This is a genomic window from Streptomyces sp. NBC_00989, assembly GCF_045162655.1.
Classification (GTDB): domain Bacteria; phylum Actinomycetota; class Actinomycetes; order Streptomycetales; family Streptomycetaceae; genus Streptomyces.
The window spans coordinates 10076984-10092283 of the sequence record NZ_CP108728.1 but is presented as its reverse complement, the minus strand read 5'-3'; the positions used below and the strand labels follow the sequence as shown (position 1 = coordinate 10092283).

Sequence of the window (15300 nt, the reverse complement as noted above, 5' to 3'; positions counted from 1 at the left end):
ACGACCGTCAGACCGCCTCCCCCAGAGCCGCGATGACATCCGCCTTGCGGGGGAGGCCGGTGGCACGCCGTACGACCCGCCCGTCGGCGTCGAGAACCAGCACGGTGGGGGTCTTCAGGATGTCGAGTTCCCGTACGAGGTCCAGATGGTCCTCGGCGTCGATCTCGATGTGACTCACACCGGGGACCATGCCGGCCACCTCGCCCAGCACCCGGCGCGTGGCCCGGCAGGGCGCGCAGAAGGCGCTGGAGAACTGCACCAGGGTGGCCTTTTCGCCGAGGTCGCCACCCAGCTCCGCGGCACCGAGCCGTTTTCCGCCGTCGCGCCCACGCACGCGTACTCTCCCGCTCCGCCGCCGATGCAGCACTCCGTAGGCGCTCGCCGCCGCGAGCACCACCACGCACACCACAAGTCCGCTCATCGACCCTTCCAGCGTTCACGAGACTGCAAAGATTCCCGGCACTCAGAATCGTTTCCCCTGCGGAATCCTTGATTCATGGACATCGACGTAAGAGGACCGCGCTTCGGGGCGGCCCTGACGACCGCAGTACTGGCGGTCGTGCTGATCACCGGCAGCTTCTGGCTGCTGGCCTGGCAGACCCTGGCGTTCGCGCTGGGCGCGGCGGGCGGGGTGGGCCGTTCGCCGTACGGCTGGCTGTTCCGGAAGGCCGTGCGGCCCCGGATCGGGCCGCCGACCGAGTTCGAGTCACCGGAGCCGCCGCGGTTCGCGCAGGCGGTCGGACTGGTCTTCGCCGGGGTGGGTCTGGTCGGTTTCGGCCTGGGTCCCGACTGGCTGGGACTCGCCGCGACCGGGGCCGCGCTGGCGGCCGCGTTCCTCAACGCCGCGTTCGGGTACTGCCTGGGGTGCGAGATGTACCTGCTCGTGCGTCGAGTGACGGTACGCGCACAGTAAAGGCCGCTTAAAAGGCCGAGGTGGATCAAGCGATCGACGTGACGAGGATCTCGCCGTTCTGCGGCACGAGGGCTGGCCAGTCGTTCGTTCTTGGGGCACGATCTGCGCAATGCCGTAAACCTACGGCTGCGTAGCTTTCCCGCCCGGAGAACCCCTTCCAGGCAGAGAGAAGGGTCCACCCCGTCCATGGCTGAGCTTGTCTACCGCCCCGTCATCGGTCTCGCCCAAACGCTGTTCAAGGCCTGGGACCTCAAGATCGACTGCAAGGGGTCGGAGAACATTCCGCGCTCGGGCGGTGCCGTGCTGGTCAGCAACCACATCAGCTACCTGGACTTCATCTTCGACGGCCTGGCCGCCCTGCCGCAGAAGCGCCTGGTGCGCTTCATGGCGAAGGAGTCGGTGTTCCGGCACAAGATCTCGGGTCCGCTGATGCGCGGCATGAAGCACATCCCGGTGGACCGCGAGCAGGGCGAGACGGCCTACCAGCACGCGCTGGAGTCGCTGCGGTCCGGCGAGATCGTCGGCGTCTTCCCCGAGGCGACCATCTCGCAGTCCTTCACCCTGAAGAGCTTCAAGTCCGGTGCGGCGCGCATGGCCCAGGAGGCCGGCGTCCCGATCATCCCGATGGCGCTGTGGGGCACCCAGCGCCTGTGGACCAAGGGCCACCCGAAGAACTTCAAGCGCAGCCACACCCCGATCACCATCCGGGTCGGCGAGCCGGTGGAGGCTCCCCAGGACCAGTACGCGGGCGCGATCACCCGCCGGCTGCGCGAGCGCGTCCAGGAGCTGCTCGAAGCCGCCCAACGCGCCTATCCGGTACGGCCCAAGGGCCCGGACGACACGTGGTGGATGCCGGCCCATCTCGGCGGCACGGCACCGACTCCCGAAGAGGTCAAGGCGGCCGAGGCGCGCTGAATCGTCACGCCGGGGCGTGGACGGTGATCCGCGCCCCGGGGCTGAACTTCTCGAGCAGTTCGGCCAGTTCAGCGCCCGCACGCTCCACCTCGGCGACGGGCATCGGCGCCAGACTCTCCAACAGGAAGACGGCGGAGGCCGTTTCCTCCGTGAGCCTGGTGCGCGGCCCCTGCCTCCAGTTCCAGCGACGGCAGGTGACACCGGCCGCGTCCCGCCACACCACCTCGCCCGCGTCGGGATGTTCCACGGCCTCCTCGCCGCCCGCGACGGTCACGAACTCCTCGTCCCCGGTGGCCCGTTGGAGGGTCATCCCACCCTGGATACGGTCGGTGTCCTCACCGCCCACAGGGATCAAGTGGGCCACGCTGATGGCGTTGTAGAGGTCGACCAGCACGTTGATCCGGGGCAGCCCGGCATCCGAAAGCGCCCTCTTGGCCAGCGCCTCGGCCGAGTTGCGGGTCCGCGAAGGCTTCGACCCGAACGCCGTGTACACCTCGCGCCAGGCCACCATGTGCGGATCCTCGTGCGGCGCGCGCCCGTCCAGCCGTACGGCGAGTCGGCGGGCCGCGTCGTCGAGGAGCGCCGAACTCGCGTCGGTGCTCGGCCCGTTGACCAGTCCGGTCGCCTCGATCGCCACGTGGGTGAACCCGGGGGCGAGGGCGCGGACTTCGTCGGACACGGTCAGGTTGAGGGTCATGGTGTGCCTCAGAGTGCGGTCGGGAGTGTCTGCCACAGGTGCGACCGGTCGGGGGCGGCCTTGAGGGCGCGGAGCACGACCGGGTGCGGTTCAGCATACAGGACCGGATAGTCCAGCTCATTGAACTCAGGGTCGGTCACGAAGGCCAGCTGCTCGCCGTCGAGCGAGAACCGCGCGTCCACTCCCGGCTTGTTGCCGCGCGGATCCTGCCGGTGCCAGGCCCCGTTGAACCGCACGGCGACCAACCCGTGGACCACGTCGAACTTCTGGTAGCAGAGCGCCGTAGGAATGTCCTCGGCTCGCAGCAGCGCGGCCAGCGCGTGCGCCTTGGCGTAGCAGATGCCGGTGCCCTGCTCCAGGACGTCGGAGGCCCGCCAGGTGACGCGCGGATCGCCGGAGTCCTGCGAGTGCGGGATGGTGTCGCGGACGAACTCGAACGCCAGCCGTGCATAGCCATACGAGTCCTCGGCACTCCTGGCCAGCCGCGCGGCCGTCTCCCGTACGAGGGGATGCTCATGGTCGATGACCTCGTCGGCAGCCAAGTAGGCGGACAGGTCGGGGGCGTTCTGGATCAGCTCCATGACCTCAGAGCATAGGAAAGCGATCACCCGAGAGTCAATGACTTTTCAGGTAATCGCATATCTATGCACAACGCGACCCGCCTCCGAGCCGACAGGCCTAGCGGGCCATCTCCTCCTTGAGCGCCGCCACGAACGCGTCCACGTCGTCCTCGGTCGTGTCGAAGCCGCACATCCAGCGGACGTCGCCGGCGGCCTCGTCCCAGAAGTAGAAGCGGAAACGCTTCTGAAGGCGCTCACTGACGTCGTGCGGGAGGCGGGCGAAGACGCCGTTGGCCTGCACCGGGTAGAGGATCTCCACGCCGTGCACCGCGCGCACGCCCTCGGCGAGGCGCTGGGCCATCTCGTTCGCGTGGCGGGCGTTGCGCAGCCACAGGTCCTTGGCGAGCAGCGCCTCCAACTGCACCGAAACGAAGCGCATCTTGGAGGCGAGCTGCATGGACAGCTTGCGCAGGTGCTTCATGTGGCTGACGGCGTCCTGGTTGATCACCACGACCGCCTCGCCGAACAGCGCGCCGTTCTTGGTGCCCCCGAGGGAGAGGATGTCGACGCCGACCGCGTTGGTGAACGTCCGCATCGGGACGTCAAGTGAGGCCGCCGCGTTGGCTATCCGGGAGCCGTCGAGGTGCACCTTCATGCCGTGCGCGTGGGCGTGGTCGCAGATCGCGCGGATCTCGTCGGGCGTGTAGAGGGTGCCGAGTTCGGTGCTCTGGGTGATCGACACGACCTGCGGCATCGCGCGGTGTTCGTCGTCCCAGCCGTAGGCCTGCTTGTCGATCAGTTCGGGTGTGAGCTTGCCGTCGGGAGTGGGCACCGTGAGGAGCTTCAGGCCGCCCATGCGCTCGGGGGCGCCGCCCTCGTCGACGTTGATGTGGGCGCTCTCGGCGCAGATGACCGCGCCCCAGCGGTCGGTGACCGCCTGGAGGGCGACGACGTTCGCGCCGGTGCCGTTGAAGACCGGGAAGGCCTCCGCCGTGGCCCCGAAGTGGCTGCGGATGATGCCCTGGAGGTGGTCGGTGTAGTCGTCCTCGCCGTACGCGACCTGGTGGCCGCCGTTGGCGAGGGCCAGGGCGGCGAGCACCTCGGGGTGGGCGCCGGCGTAGTTGTCGCTGGCGAAGCCGCGGATCTCCGGGTCGTGGTGGCGACGGGCGTCGGTCTTCGGAGGGTTCACGGCTTCTCGGTCAGCCACAGACGGTTTCCGTTCACTTCGGTGGCGGGCTTGTCCCAGACGCCCGCGATGGCCTCGGCGAGGTCCTTGACGTCGGTGAAGCCCGCGAACTTCGCGTTCGGGCGTTCGGCGCGCATCGCGTCGTGCACCAGCGCCTTCACCACCATGACGGCGGCCGCGGAGGTGGGGCCGTCCTCGCCGCCCGCCTTGCGGTAGCCGTCGGCCATGGCGAGGGTCCAGGCCTCGGCGGCGGCCTTCGAGGCGGAGTACGCCGCGTTGCCCGCCGTGGGCTTGCTGGCGCCCGCCGCGCTGATCAGGAGGTAGCGGCCGCGGTCGCTGCGCTCCAGGCCGTCGTAGAAGGCCAGGGAGGTGTGCTGGACGGTGCGGATGAGCAGTTTCTCCAGCAGGTCCCAGTCGGCGAGGTCGGTGTCGGTGAAGGACGCGCTGCCGCGCCAGCCGCCGACGAGGTGGACCAGGCCGTCGACGCGGCCGAAGTCCTTCTCGATGTGCTCGGCCCAGTCGCGGGTCGCCTGCGGGTCGAGCAGGTCGACGGTGTCCCCGACGACGGTGGCGCCGCCGTGCGCGTAGCGGGCCGCGTCCACGGCCTCCGCCAGGCGTTCGGGATGCGCGTCCGCGCCGACGACGGTCGCACCGGCCTCGGCCAGCCGCAGCAGCACGGCACGGCCCGCGGGCCCGCCCGCTCCGGCCACCGTGATCACCGCGCCGTTGAGCGCCCCGTTCCCCATGGTCCTCGCCTCCTGAGCCACTTCGGTCGTACGGTCGCTCACGCTGCGATCCGCTCGGCGTTCTCCGCCGTGATGCCCCGGGTCGACGCGATCACGTTCTTGAGCTTCTTGGAGAGTGCCTCATAGAACATGCTCAGCGGAAACTCGTCCGGAAGCACGTCGTCCACGAGTTTCCGCGGCGGCTGGCTCAGGTCCAGGGCGTCCGGGCCCTTGGCCCAGCGGGAGCCCGGGTGCGGGGCGAGGTAGGTCGCGACCAGCTCGTAGGCCTTGAACCAGTGGACGAGCTTGGGGCGGTCGATGCCCGCGCGGTAGAGGTCCTCGATCTCGGCGCACAGCTGGTTGGTGACCTCGGGGGCGCGCTGCCAGTCGATGTGCAGCTTGTTGTCGGTCCAGCGGACGACGTCGTGCTTGTGCAGGTAGGCGAAGAGGAGCTGGCCGCCGAGTCCGTCGTAGTTGCGGACGCGCTCGCCGGTGACCGGGAAGCGGAACATGCGGTCGCAGAGGACCGCGTACTGCACGTCACGGGCCTGGGGGACGCCGTCGGCCTCCAGCTTCACGGCCTCCTTGAAGGCGGTGAGGTCGCAGCGCAGCTCTTCGAGGCCGTACATCCAGAACGGCTGGCGCTGCTTGATCATGAACGGGTCGAAGGGCAGGTCGCCGTGGCTGTGGGTGCGGTCGTGGACCATGTCCCACAGGACGAAGGCCTCCTCGCAGCGCTTCTGGTCGTCGACCATCGTGGCGACGTCCTCGGGCAGTCGCATGCCCAGGATGTCGACGGCGGCCTCGGTGACCCGGCGGAAGCGGGCGGCCTCGCGGTCGCAGAAGATGCCACCCCAGGAGAACCGTTCCGGCGCCTGTCGTACGGCGATGGTCTCGGGGAAGAGCACAGCCGAGTTGGTGTCGTAGCCGGACGTGAAGTCCTCGAAGGTGATGCCGCAGAACAGCGGGTTGTCGTAGCGGGTCGCCTCCAGGTCGGCCAGCCAGTCGGGCCAGACCATGCGCAGGACGACCGCTTCGAGGTTGCGGTCCGGGTTGCCGTTCTGCGTGTACATCGGGAAGACGACCAGGTGCTGGAGTCCGTCCCGGCGGTTCGCGGCGGGCTGGAAGGCCAGGAGCGAGTCGAGGAAGTCCGGCACCTGGAAGCCGCCGTCGGCCCACTGCTCCAGATCCCCGACAAGGGCGGCGTGGTAGGCCGCATCATGCGGGAGCAGCGGGGAAAGCTCCTCGACGGCGCCCGTCACGCGGCGCACGGCGGACTCGGCCTCCGCGCGGCCCGGGGCACCCTCGGCCGCGAAGTCGATCGAGCCGTCCTTCGACTGCCATGGCCGGATCCGCTCCACGGCATCCTTGAGCACGGGCCACGCCGGATGCTCCACCACCCTGGTCACGGGAGGAAACCGCTCCTCAAAACCCACCTGCACAAGAATTTCCGTCATGTCCCATCCTCCACGGGAGAACCTCGCGTATGGACACCGTATGCGTTCATGGTTTCTCCTAGCAAGGCAGGGCTCCGCAAATTATCCTGCACCTCCTGTTCGTCACCGCTCTTTTTCCTGCCGGACACAAAGAAGGCGATTACTTCCGCCGTGACGGGGTAGGCGGGCGACTGCCTGCCGCCGAGGGCCGGTTTCGGTCAATGCCCGCCGGACTCGCCCACGGCGGAGTGACGGCTGCGGACCGTTCGCTCCAGGCACACCCCGCTCGTCGCCCCCAATCCCCCGTGTACGCGCGGGTACATCGCCGGGCCCGGCCATTAGGCTGCGGCTCTGCCGCGTGGACGCCGGTGTCCGGCCGCGCCCACGCGCGCGTGCCGAGCCGCCGTCGACGGAAGCGAGTTGAACCTTGAACTTCCTTACCATCGGTCACCGCGGAGTCATGGGTCTCGAACCCGAGAACACTCTCCGTTCCTTCGTCGCCGCCGAGCAGGCCGGCCTCGATGTCATCGAACTCGATCTGCATCTGAGCAAGGACGGCGCCCTCGTCGTCATGCACGACGCCGACGTGGACCGTACGACCGACGGGACCGGCCCGATCGCCGAGCGGACCCTCGGCGAGCTGCGCACCCTGGACGCGGGCCGCGGCGAGCGCGTGCCCGTCTTCGAAGAGGTACTGGACGCGGTCAGGTCGCCGATCCAGGCCGAGATCAAGGACCTCGCTGCCGCACGGGCGCTGGCCGAGGTCATGCACCGGCGGAACCTGGCCGAGCGGGTCGAGGTGTCCTCGTTCCACGACGAGGCGATCGCCGAGATCGCCCGTCTGGTGCCCGGCGTACGGACCGCGCTGATCGCCAGCCGCTTCGGCCCCGACGTGGTGGACCGCGCCACCGAGGCCGGCGCCGAGACGGTCTGTCTCAACATCCGCAGGCTGACCCTGGAGGTCGTCGAGGCCGCCCGCAAGGCGGACTTGAAGATCATCGGCTGGGTGGTGAACACACAGGACCAGCTGCGGCTCGTCCGCGCCCTGGGGCTGGACGGCGCGACGACCGACTACCCGGAGATCAAACGCACGGGCCGCTTCACGGCGTAGCGGACCGAACGGCCGTAGGAATTACGCGAGTTCCTTGACCAGCAGCTCGAACTGCAGGTCGTCGCGCTGCGGAATGCCGAACCGCTCGTCGCCGTACGGGAACGGGGTCATCCGGCCCGTACGGCGATAGCCGCGGCGCTCGTACCAGGCGATGAGGTCGTTCCGTACGGAGATCACCGTCATGTGCATCTCCCGCACACCCCAGGCCTCCCGGGCCGTGCGCTCCGCCTCCGCGATGATCACCTTGCCGAGACCGGCGCCCTGGAGCTGCGGGCTGACGGCGAACATCCCGAAGTAGGCGTGCGCGCCCCGGTGTTCGAGCTGGCAGCAGGCGACCACCTGGCCCTCGCGCTCCACGACGAGCAGCCGGCTGTCGGGCGACTTGATGACCGCGAGCACGCCCTCGGGATCGGTCCGCTGCCCTTCGAGGATGTCCGCCTCGGTGGTCCAGCCGGCCCGGCTGTCGTCACCCCGGTAGGCCGACTCGATCAGCACGACGAGCGCGTCCACATCGGCGTCGGTGGCGTCGCGGAAGGTCAGTCCGGTGGCGGTGGTGTCCATGGTGCACAGCTCCGATCAGGGCGCGGCTCAGGCAGAGACGAGGGTAACGCGGCCCCGGCCACTAGGCTCCGGCCGCATGGTGCACGTACTGAGCAGCCGTATCCTGCTGCGCCCCACCGATCCCGAGCGGTCCCGCGCCTTCTACGGCGAGCAGCTGGGCCTGCCCGTCTACCGGGAGTTCGGCACGGGCCCGGAACGCGGGACCGTCTACTTCCTCGGCGGCGGTTTCCTGGAGGTCTCCGGGCGCTCCGACACCCCGCCCTCCCCCGCCGTACAACTGTGGTTGCAGGTCGCGGACGCGCGGGCCGCGCACGAGGAGCTGCGGGCGAAGGGGGTCGAGGTCGTGCGGCCGCCGGTGAAGGAGCCCTGGGGGCTGGTGGAGATGTGGGTCTCGGATCCGGACGGGATCCGGATCGTGGTGGTGGAGGTGCCGGCGGATCATCCGCTGAGGTACCGGCCGGGGATGTAGGCAGGTCCTGGGTCTACGGCGGCCATGGCGCCCTTTCCGTGCCGGATGGCCGGGGTCGCGGCCCGGGCTTAGCGTGCTGGGAGGGGAGCTTTCTGCGGAAGGAACGCCATGAAGCTCGACAGGCCGGTGACCGGCGGGCCCTGCTGGACCGAGCTCGGGACCAGCGATCTGGAGGCGGCCAAGCGGTTCTACTCGGACGTGTTCGGCTGGCGTCCGGAGACCGATCCCCGGCCGGAAGCGGGCGGTTACACGGTCGCGCACATCGGGGACGCGGCGGTCGCCGCGCTGACACCGCTGTTCCAGGAGTCGCAGCCGGTGGCGTGGAACGTGTCGTTCGCGGTGGCGGACGCCGACGCGACGGCCGAGACCGTACGGACGGAGGGCGGCACCCTCCTGATGGAGCCGATCGACGTGTTCGACATCGGGCGCTTCGCGGTCGCCCTCGACCCGGGCGGCGCGGCGTTCCAGATGTGGCAGGCGCGGACCTTCCCGGGCGCCGGGCTGTTCAACGCGCCCGGCGCGCTGGGCTGGGTGGAACTGCTGACACGGGCGCCCGAGCGGGCCGAGAGCTTCTACACGACCGTGTTCGGCTGGACCGTCCGCCCCTCGGAGCGCTACCCGCAATGGGCCATCGACGGCGCCGACTTCGGCGGCATGATGACGATGGACGCGAAGTTCCCACCGGAAGTGCCGCCGCACTGGCTGCCGTACTTCGCCGTGTCGGACGTCGACGCCACCGCCGCATCGGCTACGGCGGCGGGCGGCACGGTCCTCATGGAGCCGACGTCCATCGGCGACGTGCGGCGGATCGCGGTGCTGCGGGATCCGCAGGGGGCGATGTTCGGGGTGTACGCGGAGGGCGACGAGGAGCACTGAGTCACCCGCCCACGTCCCGTCCTCACGCCAGTCGCGTCACCGTCACCCTGTCGATCACCGGTGCGTACGCGGAACGTTGGCCGTACTGGTTCCTGGAGTGGCCGTCGTGGTCCGGGAGTTCGTCCGCCGTGAAGGTGAGGGTGTTGGTGCCCTCGACGAGAGTGACGGGGACGGAGAGGTCGTGGAAGTTGTTGAAGTGGAAGGTGGTCGGGAACAACACGCGCTGTGGGGCCGACCCGTTGATCGAGATATCGGCGTGGCGGCAGACCGGGTCCGGGTTGTAGTGAGTGGCCGGTGCCTGCTCGCCGTTGGAGTAGCGGATCGTCAGCGCGTGACGGCCGGCCCGCTCCGCCGTCACGGTGAGCGTGAGCGCGTTCGCGGGGCCGCCGCCGATACCGTCGACCGCCTTGCCGCCCGTGGCGAACGTGTGGGCGCCGGTGACCCGGGCGCTGCCGGTCGTGGTGCCTTCCTCGGCCGGGTGCGTCGAGGTGGGGAGGAGTCCCAGGGAAGGGCCTACCTGGAGGCGGTCCAGGACTAGCTGGTCCGACGTGGCGGTAACGGTCACCTTGTTGATGCCCGACGTGAGGAACAGAGGTACGGAGGATCGTTGAACAATCCCCACGTTCTCCCCGTTGATCGTCAACTCGCCCTCCCCGGAGCCGATCCGATCGACGGTCACAGCGGCCTCCCCGTCCTCCGCCGCGTGCACCCAGAAGGTGGTGGTGCCACTCCAGGGCAGTACGGCGACACCGGGACCCGACGCACCGACCCGCCCGTAATCGACGCGAGCGCCACCGCCCAGGGCCGCGAACTCCGCGTCGTACAGCGAGGGTTCGGTCACCTGGTCGTCGCGCAGGGCGAGGTCGAGCCGGTCGACGACCGCGTCGCCCCGCGTGACACCGAGGTCGGGGTCCTGGGCGGCGAGGGTGATGGTGTGCGCGCCGGCGGTCAGTTCGACCCGGGTGTCGGCGTGGCCCCACACCGCCCACTTGTAGCCGAGCGGCAGCCGGAGTTCCTGTGGGTGACCGCCGTCGACGCGGAGGAAGACGTTGGTGGGTCCCTGCTCGCGCACCGCGTCGGCCAGGTTGCAGGAGTTGGCGAAGACACTCACGTCGTACGTCCCGTCCTGCGGGACCTCCACGGAGAACACGAGCACGCCGTCGGAGCCGGTCCGGAGTCCTCCCACGTGATAGCCGGTCGAGCCCGCGAACCTGTCGACGTCGGACGGGGACCCCTCGGGCCCGTTCAGGGAGTGGCCGTCACCGATGTAGGCCGCGTCCTCCGCCTGGTACGAGCGCCGCCAGCCGGTCGAAGGCGGCAGCGCTACAGCCCCGTTGCCACCCGGAGACAGGATCACCTGGTACGCCGACATCTCCTCCAGGTCCGTCAGACGCAGCGTCACTTCGCCTTCCACGACAGGGAGTTCGTGATCAGCGAGCCTCAACGGCTGCGCGGAGGCCCCGACTTGCCCCGTCCAGGGAATCTCAAGGAGCCGCGCATGGACGGTCGTACCGAAGATTTCAGGGTCGACGTGCTCGAACACGACGTCCGCGGAGCCGCCCGCGCCGCCTAGCAGCACCCGCGCCTGCCGCTTGGCGCGGTCGAGCGCGGCGACGCCCTGGAGCGTGTACTGGACGTTGGGGTGGGGCGCGGTGACCTGGACGGTGTTGCCCGTGAACTGCCCGTAGGCGTTGAACAGCCACCACTGGCCGTTGCCCTTGTTGGCCTCCACCACCGAGTCGTTGAGGTTGCCGTCGATGTTCCAGTACGCCATGTCGGCGTCGACCTTGGACTCCTCGATCGCGGCGATCCACTGGATCATCTGGCCCGGCACGGACAAGTGGTAGTTGTGGGCGTACTCGTTGATGTTGACGGGCAGTGGGCCGATGCCCAACTCCCTTTCCAGCGCACGGTACTTGGCGACGCTCGTGCGGATCTCGTCGGGCGTGGTCAGCTCGTGCCAGGTGATGACGTCGGGCAGTACGTCCTCGGTCTTGGCGAACTCCAGGAAGCCCCGGACCTCGTCGTACAGGAGGCAGGTGTTGGGGCCGGCGATGCGAGCGCCGGGGTCGAGTTCCTTGATGAGGCGGTGGATGTCCCGCCAGGCGGTGAAGTAGTGGGCTGGTTCGGTGCGCCAGGAGACCTGGTCGTAGCCCCACTCTCCCGTGCCGAACATGTTGCCTTCGGGCTCATTGAACGGGACGTACACGACATGGGACTTGTACGCGCCGAGCGTCAGCACCTGCTCCACCTGGCGGCGGACGCGGGACATGAAGTCGGCGAGGCGTTCGGCTCCGGTGTCGCCGGGCCATTCGTAGGGGAAGCCGCGGTAGATGTCGGTCATGTAGACGTAGACGTCCTTGCCGCCCGCCTCGACGAAGGGGCGCAGGATCTCCAGGGCGTCGGCGCCCGGGTGCTGGGTGCCGTCCTGGGCCTTGGTGGAGACCGTGCGGACGTACATGCCCTCGACGGCGTTGCGGCTGGGGACGCCGTCGCCGTACAGGCCGTAGAGCGTGCCGCTCGCGCCGCCGTGGAAGGGGCCCGTGTCGGTGCCGAGGTCGACGGTGAGGTTCCCGGAGGTGGGAGCGGCGGAGACTGCGGCTGCCACGGCATCAATCCCTTGTTCGACATGTCGTACGTCAGTCGGCTTCCCGAACCGGCTTGATCGAACGTAGGGAGATCACGCGACTCGCGTCAACGGTCCGTCGGCGCCCGCGTACGACGGATCAGACACGCAGCATGCCCAGTCGGCCTTCCAGCTGGACCAGCAACTCGCCGAGCAGGGTGGCGAGTTCGCCCTGTCCGGGGGTGTCCAGGCCGGCGAGCACGGTCGTCTCGTAGGCGAGTTGCTCGGGCAGGATCGCGTCGACGAGGTCGCGGCCGGTGTCCGTGAGTCGGACGTGGGCGACGCGGCGGTCGCGGGTGTCGCCCCGGCGCTCGACCAGCCCGCGTTCGGTCAGCAGCTTGAGGCGCTTGGTGACGGCGGCGCCCGAGGAGAAGGTCTCCCGGGTCAGCTCGCTCGGCGTCAGCTCGTGCCCGGTGCGGCGGAGCGCGCCGAGCAGGTCGAACTCGGGGCGGCTGAGCCCGGCCCGGCGCAGCGGCGCGTCCTCGGCCTGCTGGAGCAGGGCCGCGCATCGGTTGATCCGGCCGATGATCTCCATCGGGCCGGTGTCGAGGTCGGGGTGCACGGCCTGCCACTGCCCGACGACCGCGGCGACGGTGTCGCGCCGGGTCGCACTCGGAGGGGCCTGGCGGGCCGCGCCGTCCCCGTCAACCGGCCGTCCGTTCAATGCCGTCATCCCCGTACGCCCTCCGTCTTTCCGCCCGTGCGCCGATCCGCGGTCGACCAGGAGTGCGACTCCCGGCGTCGAACCGTCGCGGCGAGCGTACGGTGTCCGGACTGTTCGGCGAGCACGACCCGCTCCTGCGGCAGGGCGCGCTGCCACCACTCGCCGGACGCGGCGTCGACGGTGGCCCGCAGTTCGACCAGCGCGGCGGCGAGCGCGCGGTGGGCGGATTCGAGGCTCCCGCGCGCGGGAGCCGGGTCCGCCAGCAGGCGAGTGGCCCGCTCACGGGCCCGTTCCACCGCGGTCAGCGCCTCCTCGATACGGTCGGTCGCGCGCCGGTTGGTGACGACGGCCGCGGCGACGAGCCCGACCAGGGCGCCGACGAGGGTGTCGACGACCCGCTCGGCGATCAGCTCACCGGGCTGCTGGGCCCGCGCGAACTCCGTGATGAGCAGCGCCATCGGGGTCACACAGACGCTGCCGAGCCAGTAGTTGCGGCCGATCAGTGCCTCGGCCCCGAAGTTGAAGGCGAGGCAGCACAGCACGAGGGCCGCCGGGTGCGCGTGGGCGAGCGGGGCGACCACGGCGAAGACCAGCACCCCGGCGAGGTTGCCGACGACCCGCTGCACACCCCGGCCCCAGGTGAGGGTGATGTTGGCCTGGTAGAGGGAGGCCGCGGTGACGAGGGCCCAGTAGGGCCGGCCGACACCGAGCGCGAGGGACACGTATCCGGCGAGCGCGCACCCGAGCGCCGTACGCAGCACGAGCGGGGTGAGCGGACCGAGCCTGGTCCCCAACGGGCGCGCGGGGGCGGCCAGTTCGGCATCCACACCGAGGAGTTCGGCTACGGCGCCCGCCGGGACGTCGGTCTGCGGGACCGGCCCCCTGCCGCGCAGTTCGCGGGCCCACGCGCGCAGCCGCTCCGGGTCGGCGTCGGCGGGCGCGGCGAGCGCGACCTCGGCGCGGACGAGGAGGCGTTCGAGAGCGCGTCGGGGTGGGGTGCGGACGCCGGTGGCCAGGAGGGACTGCCAGGCCGCGTGGACGGCGGCTGCGGCGATGGCACGCGCGCGTGGGTGGTCGTCATCGGCACGCGCGCGTGCATGGCTCTTTTCGGTGCCCTGTGGGGCGGCGTACGTGGCGGCCGCGTTGAGAGCGCCGGCCGTGGCGCGGCGCTCGGGGCCGTGGGGGCGGACGAGTACGGGGGCCATGCCGACGAGCCACGCCCAGGCGCCCGCGGCGGCGGCGAGCGCGAGGTGGCCGGGGACCTGGTCGAGCGTCTGCGGTGCGAAGAGCGAGGCGGAGCTGATGAAGGTGAGCACCACGTTGCCGGGCGGGCCGATCCGGGTCGCGTCGCACAGTCCCTTCTGTACGGCGGCCAGGGCGGCACCGACCGTGACGAGCACGACGGCGTTCGTGGTGAGGGAGGCCGTGACGAGCGCGACGGCGAGACCGGCGATCATCCCGAGCACCACCCAGACCAGGGCGCGGGCCCGGGCGGCGTAGGGCTTGTTGTGGGCGTAGAGCGCACACAAGGAGCCGGCCATCGTGTACATCGCCAGGTCGAGGCGGCCGAGTGCCAGCAGGGTCAGGTTGGGCGGGGCGACCGAGGCGACCGCGCTGAGCGCGGGCTTGAACCAGATGTCGGAGGGCCGCCCGAGACGCAGCACGCCGGTGAGCGGGAGACGTCGGACGCGCGGGGTGGGGGCGGGGGTCGCACTGCTCATGGGACATAAGATTAGCAGGTGTTTTACTTGTGAAGTATTTCCAAAGGGCATGCCTCCCGCCACGCCTCCCGCCACGCCTCCGGGACGCCATCGACCTGCCACGCGCCGCCGAGTGCTCCCCGTGTACACCGTTGCGCTCGATTGCGCCCCGTGCGGCACGGGCATCCTGTGACCGAACGTCGACGGAGAGCGATATCCGAGGCGGAACGGGGGACGCGCGTGCATGGTGGACCGGCTTCGCCCGGCTGGTTGTTGGTCGCGCTGTGCGCGGCGACCGGCGCCTACTGCCTGCTGCGGATGCGCAGCCCCGTCGAGGAACAGCGCCGGGCCGCGGGCGGCGAGGCGCTGATGGGCTTCGGCATGGCCGCGATGGCCGTACCCGCGGCGGTGTTCACACCGCCGTCGTGGGCGTGGCCCGTCTACGCGGCGGTGTTCGGCGCGGCGGCGCTGCGCGCCCTGTGGTCGGCGCGCAGGAGCCCGCACCACGTGCACCATCTGCTGGGCACCGCGGCCATGGTCTACATGGCGCTCGCGATGGCCGCCTCACCCGCGCACCACCACGAACACGGCGACTCCGGAGTCCCGCTCGTGACGGGCGCGTTGCTCCTCTACTTCGCGGGATACGTACTGCTGTCCGGCATCCGGCTGGTGCCCGTCACCAGCGGGGGCACGGGCGCGGCCGTCGGCAGCGGAAGCGTCGGCTGGGGCGACCGGCCGGAGTTGGCGCGGGCGTGCCGGCTGTCGATGGGGATCGGCATGGTCGCGATGTTGCTGACGCTCTAGGCAGGACCGGCGCGGTTGTACGAAATCGTGGTCTGCGTCACTTTGCCGTAACAAGCC

Annotated in this window: 16 protein-coding genes; 6 read left to right on the top strand and 10 right to left on the bottom strand. The window is 70.2% G+C overall.

Features of this window, described 5'->3' with window-relative positions; genetic code table 11:
* Nucleotides 1–7: 7 nt before the first annotated feature.
* Nucleotides 8–421: a thioredoxin family protein gene (locus tag OG714_RS45395; protein ID WP_318014728.1), complete on the bottom strand. Its 414-nt coding sequence runs from the start codon at nucleotides 419–421 to the stop codon at nucleotides 8–10.
* A gap of 75 nt (nucleotides 422–496) precedes the next feature.
* On the opposite strand from OG714_RS45395, the gene OG714_RS45390 reads away from it, so the two are divergent.
* Both OG714_RS45390 and OG714_RS45385 read left to right on the top strand, forming a co-directional pair.
* Nucleotides 497–913, top strand: a complete 417-nt coding sequence (locus tag OG714_RS45390) for a DUF4395 domain-containing protein (protein ID WP_399392548.1) — start codon at nucleotides 497–499, stop codon at nucleotides 911–913.
* 186 nt (nucleotides 914–1099) lie between these two features.
* The gene (locus tag OG714_RS45385; protein WP_406129976.1) at nucleotides 1100–1828 is read left to right on the top strand and encodes a lysophospholipid acyltransferase family protein; all 729 of its coding nucleotides are present in this window, start codon (nucleotides 1100–1102) and stop codon (nucleotides 1826–1828) included.
* A gap of 4 nt (nucleotides 1829–1832) precedes the next feature.
* Here OG714_RS45385 and OG714_RS45380 read toward each other — a convergent pair whose 3' ends face one another.
* The 5 genes from OG714_RS45380 to OG714_RS45360 all read right to left on the bottom strand — a co-directional run bounded on the left by OG714_RS45380 (nucleotide 1833) and on the right by OG714_RS45360 (nucleotide 6453).
* Nucleotides 1833–2525, bottom strand: a complete 693-nt coding sequence (locus OG714_RS45380) for a B3/4 domain-containing protein (RefSeq protein ID WP_406129974.1) — start codon at nucleotides 2523–2525, stop codon at nucleotides 1833–1835.
* 8 nt (nucleotides 2526–2533) lie between these two features.
* A complete protein-coding gene (locus OG714_RS45375) occupies nucleotides 2534–3106 on the bottom strand; it encodes a transglutaminase domain-containing protein (RefSeq protein WP_406129972.1) in 573 nt (190 codons plus the stop codon).
* 97 nt (nucleotides 3107–3203) lie between these two features.
* On the bottom strand, nucleotides 3204–4274 hold the full coding sequence (locus OG714_RS45370) for a threonine aldolase family protein (RefSeq protein ID WP_406129970.1): 1071 nt from the start codon (nucleotides 4272–4274) through the stop codon (nucleotides 3204–3206).
* Nucleotides 4271–5017, bottom strand: coding sequence for an SDR family NAD(P)-dependent oxidoreductase (locus tag OG714_RS45365; protein ID WP_406132168.1), 747 nt, complete (start codon nucleotides 5015–5017; stop codon nucleotides 4271–4273). Before OG714_RS45365 ends, OG714_RS45370 begins: the two co-directional genes overlap by 4 nt.
* Nucleotides 5018–5055: 38 nt before the next feature.
* Complete coding sequence (locus tag OG714_RS45360; RefSeq protein ID WP_406129969.1) at nucleotides 5056–6453, bottom strand: DUF6421 family protein; 1398 nt, start codon at nucleotides 6451–6453, stop codon at nucleotides 5056–5058.
* 406 nt (nucleotides 6454–6859) lie between these two features.
* On the opposite strand from OG714_RS45360, the gene OG714_RS45355 reads away from it, so the two are divergent.
* Nucleotides 6860–7543, top strand: a complete 684-nt coding sequence (locus OG714_RS45355; protein WP_406129967.1) for a glycerophosphodiester phosphodiesterase — start codon at nucleotides 6860–6862, stop codon at nucleotides 7541–7543.
* Between the two features lie 21 nt (nucleotides 7544–7564).
* On the opposite strand, the gene OG714_RS45350 is transcribed toward OG714_RS45355, so the two are convergent.
* Entirely contained in the window at nucleotides 7565–8104 is a 540-nt protein-coding gene (locus tag OG714_RS45350; protein WP_406129965.1) for a GNAT family N-acetyltransferase, read from the bottom strand.
* Nucleotides 8105–8180: 76 nt separating this feature from the next.
* Here OG714_RS45350 and OG714_RS45345 point away from each other — a divergent pair, with 76 nt between their 5' ends.
* Nucleotides 8181–8573, top strand: a complete 393-nt coding sequence (locus tag OG714_RS45345; RefSeq protein WP_406129964.1) for a VOC family protein — start codon at nucleotides 8181–8183, stop codon at nucleotides 8571–8573.
* A 108-nt stretch (nucleotides 8574–8681) separates the two neighbouring features.
* A complete protein-coding gene (locus OG714_RS45340) occupies nucleotides 8682–9449 on the top strand; it encodes a VOC family protein (RefSeq protein WP_406129962.1) in 768 nt (255 codons plus the stop codon).
* Between the two features lie 22 nt (nucleotides 9450–9471).
* Here the strand turns inward: OG714_RS45340 and OG714_RS45335 are convergent, their stop codons facing one another.
* The 3 genes from OG714_RS45335 to OG714_RS45325 form a co-directional block, all read right to left on the bottom strand.
* The gene (locus tag OG714_RS45335; protein WP_406129960.1) at nucleotides 9472–12057 is read right to left on the bottom strand and encodes a cellulosome protein; all 2586 of its coding nucleotides are present in this window, start codon (nucleotides 12055–12057) and stop codon (nucleotides 9472–9474) included.
* A gap of 118 nt (nucleotides 12058–12175) precedes the next feature.
* On the bottom strand, nucleotides 12176–12748 hold the full coding sequence (locus tag OG714_RS45330; RefSeq protein ID WP_406129958.1) for a MarR family winged helix-turn-helix transcriptional regulator: 573 nt from the start codon (nucleotides 12746–12748) through the stop codon (nucleotides 12176–12178).
* Nucleotides 12745–14460: an FUSC family protein gene (locus tag OG714_RS45325; RefSeq protein WP_406129956.1), complete on the bottom strand. Its 1716-nt coding sequence runs from the start codon at nucleotides 14458–14460 to the stop codon at nucleotides 12745–12747. The genes OG714_RS45330 and OG714_RS45325 overlap by 4 nt, the downstream gene beginning before the upstream one ends.
* 219 nt (nucleotides 14461–14679) lie before the next feature.
* Here OG714_RS45325 and OG714_RS45320 point away from each other — a divergent pair, with 219 nt between their 5' ends.
* Nucleotides 14680–15243, top strand: coding sequence for a DUF5134 domain-containing protein (locus tag OG714_RS45320; protein WP_406129954.1), 564 nt, complete (start codon nucleotides 14680–14682; stop codon nucleotides 15241–15243).
* Nucleotides 15244–15300 lie beyond the last annotated feature (57 nt).

Excerpts from the sequence above, each read along its gene's own strand:
- OG714_RS45395 (WP_318014728.1), bottom strand. The coding sequence starts at position 421 with ATGAGCGGACTTGTGGTGTGCGTGGTGGTGCTCGCGGCGGCGAGCGCC.
- OG714_RS45390 (WP_399392548.1), top strand. The coding sequence starts at position 497 with ATGGACATCGACGTAAGAGGACCGCGCTTCGGGGCGGCCCTGACGACC.
- OG714_RS45365 (WP_406132168.1), bottom strand. The coding sequence starts at position 5,017 with ATGGGGAACGGGGCGCTCAACGGCGCGGTGATCACGGTGGCCGGAGCG.
- OG714_RS45380 (WP_406129974.1), bottom strand. The coding sequence starts at position 2,525 with ATGACCCTCAACCTGACCGTGTCCGACGAAGTCCGCGCCCTCGCCCCC.
- OG714_RS45325 (WP_406129956.1), bottom strand. The coding sequence starts at position 14,460 with ATGAGCAGTGCGACCCCCGCCCCCACCCCGCGCGTCCGACGTCTCCCG.
- OG714_RS45350 (WP_406129965.1), bottom strand. The coding sequence starts at position 8,104 with ATGGACACCACCGCCACCGGACTGACCTTCCGCGACGCCACCGACGCC.
- OG714_RS45375 (WP_406129972.1), bottom strand. The coding sequence starts at position 3,106 with ATGGAGCTGATCCAGAACGCCCCCGACCTGTCCGCCTACTTGGCTGCC.
- OG714_RS45340 (WP_406129962.1), top strand. The coding sequence starts at position 8,682 with ATGAAGCTCGACAGGCCGGTGACCGGCGGGCCCTGCTGGACCGAGCTC.
- OG714_RS45360 (WP_406129969.1), bottom strand. The coding sequence starts at position 6,453 with ATGACGGAAATTCTTGTGCAGGTGGGTTTTGAGGAGCGGTTTCCTCCC.
- OG714_RS45330 (WP_406129958.1), bottom strand. The coding sequence starts at position 12,748 with ATGACGGCATTGAACGGACGGCCGGTTGACGGGGACGGCGCGGCCCGC.
- OG714_RS45385 (WP_406129976.1), top strand. The coding sequence starts at position 1,100 with ATGGCTGAGCTTGTCTACCGCCCCGTCATCGGTCTCGCCCAAACGCTG.
- OG714_RS45345 (WP_406129964.1), top strand. The coding sequence starts at position 8,181 with ATGGTGCACGTACTGAGCAGCCGTATCCTGCTGCGCCCCACCGATCCC.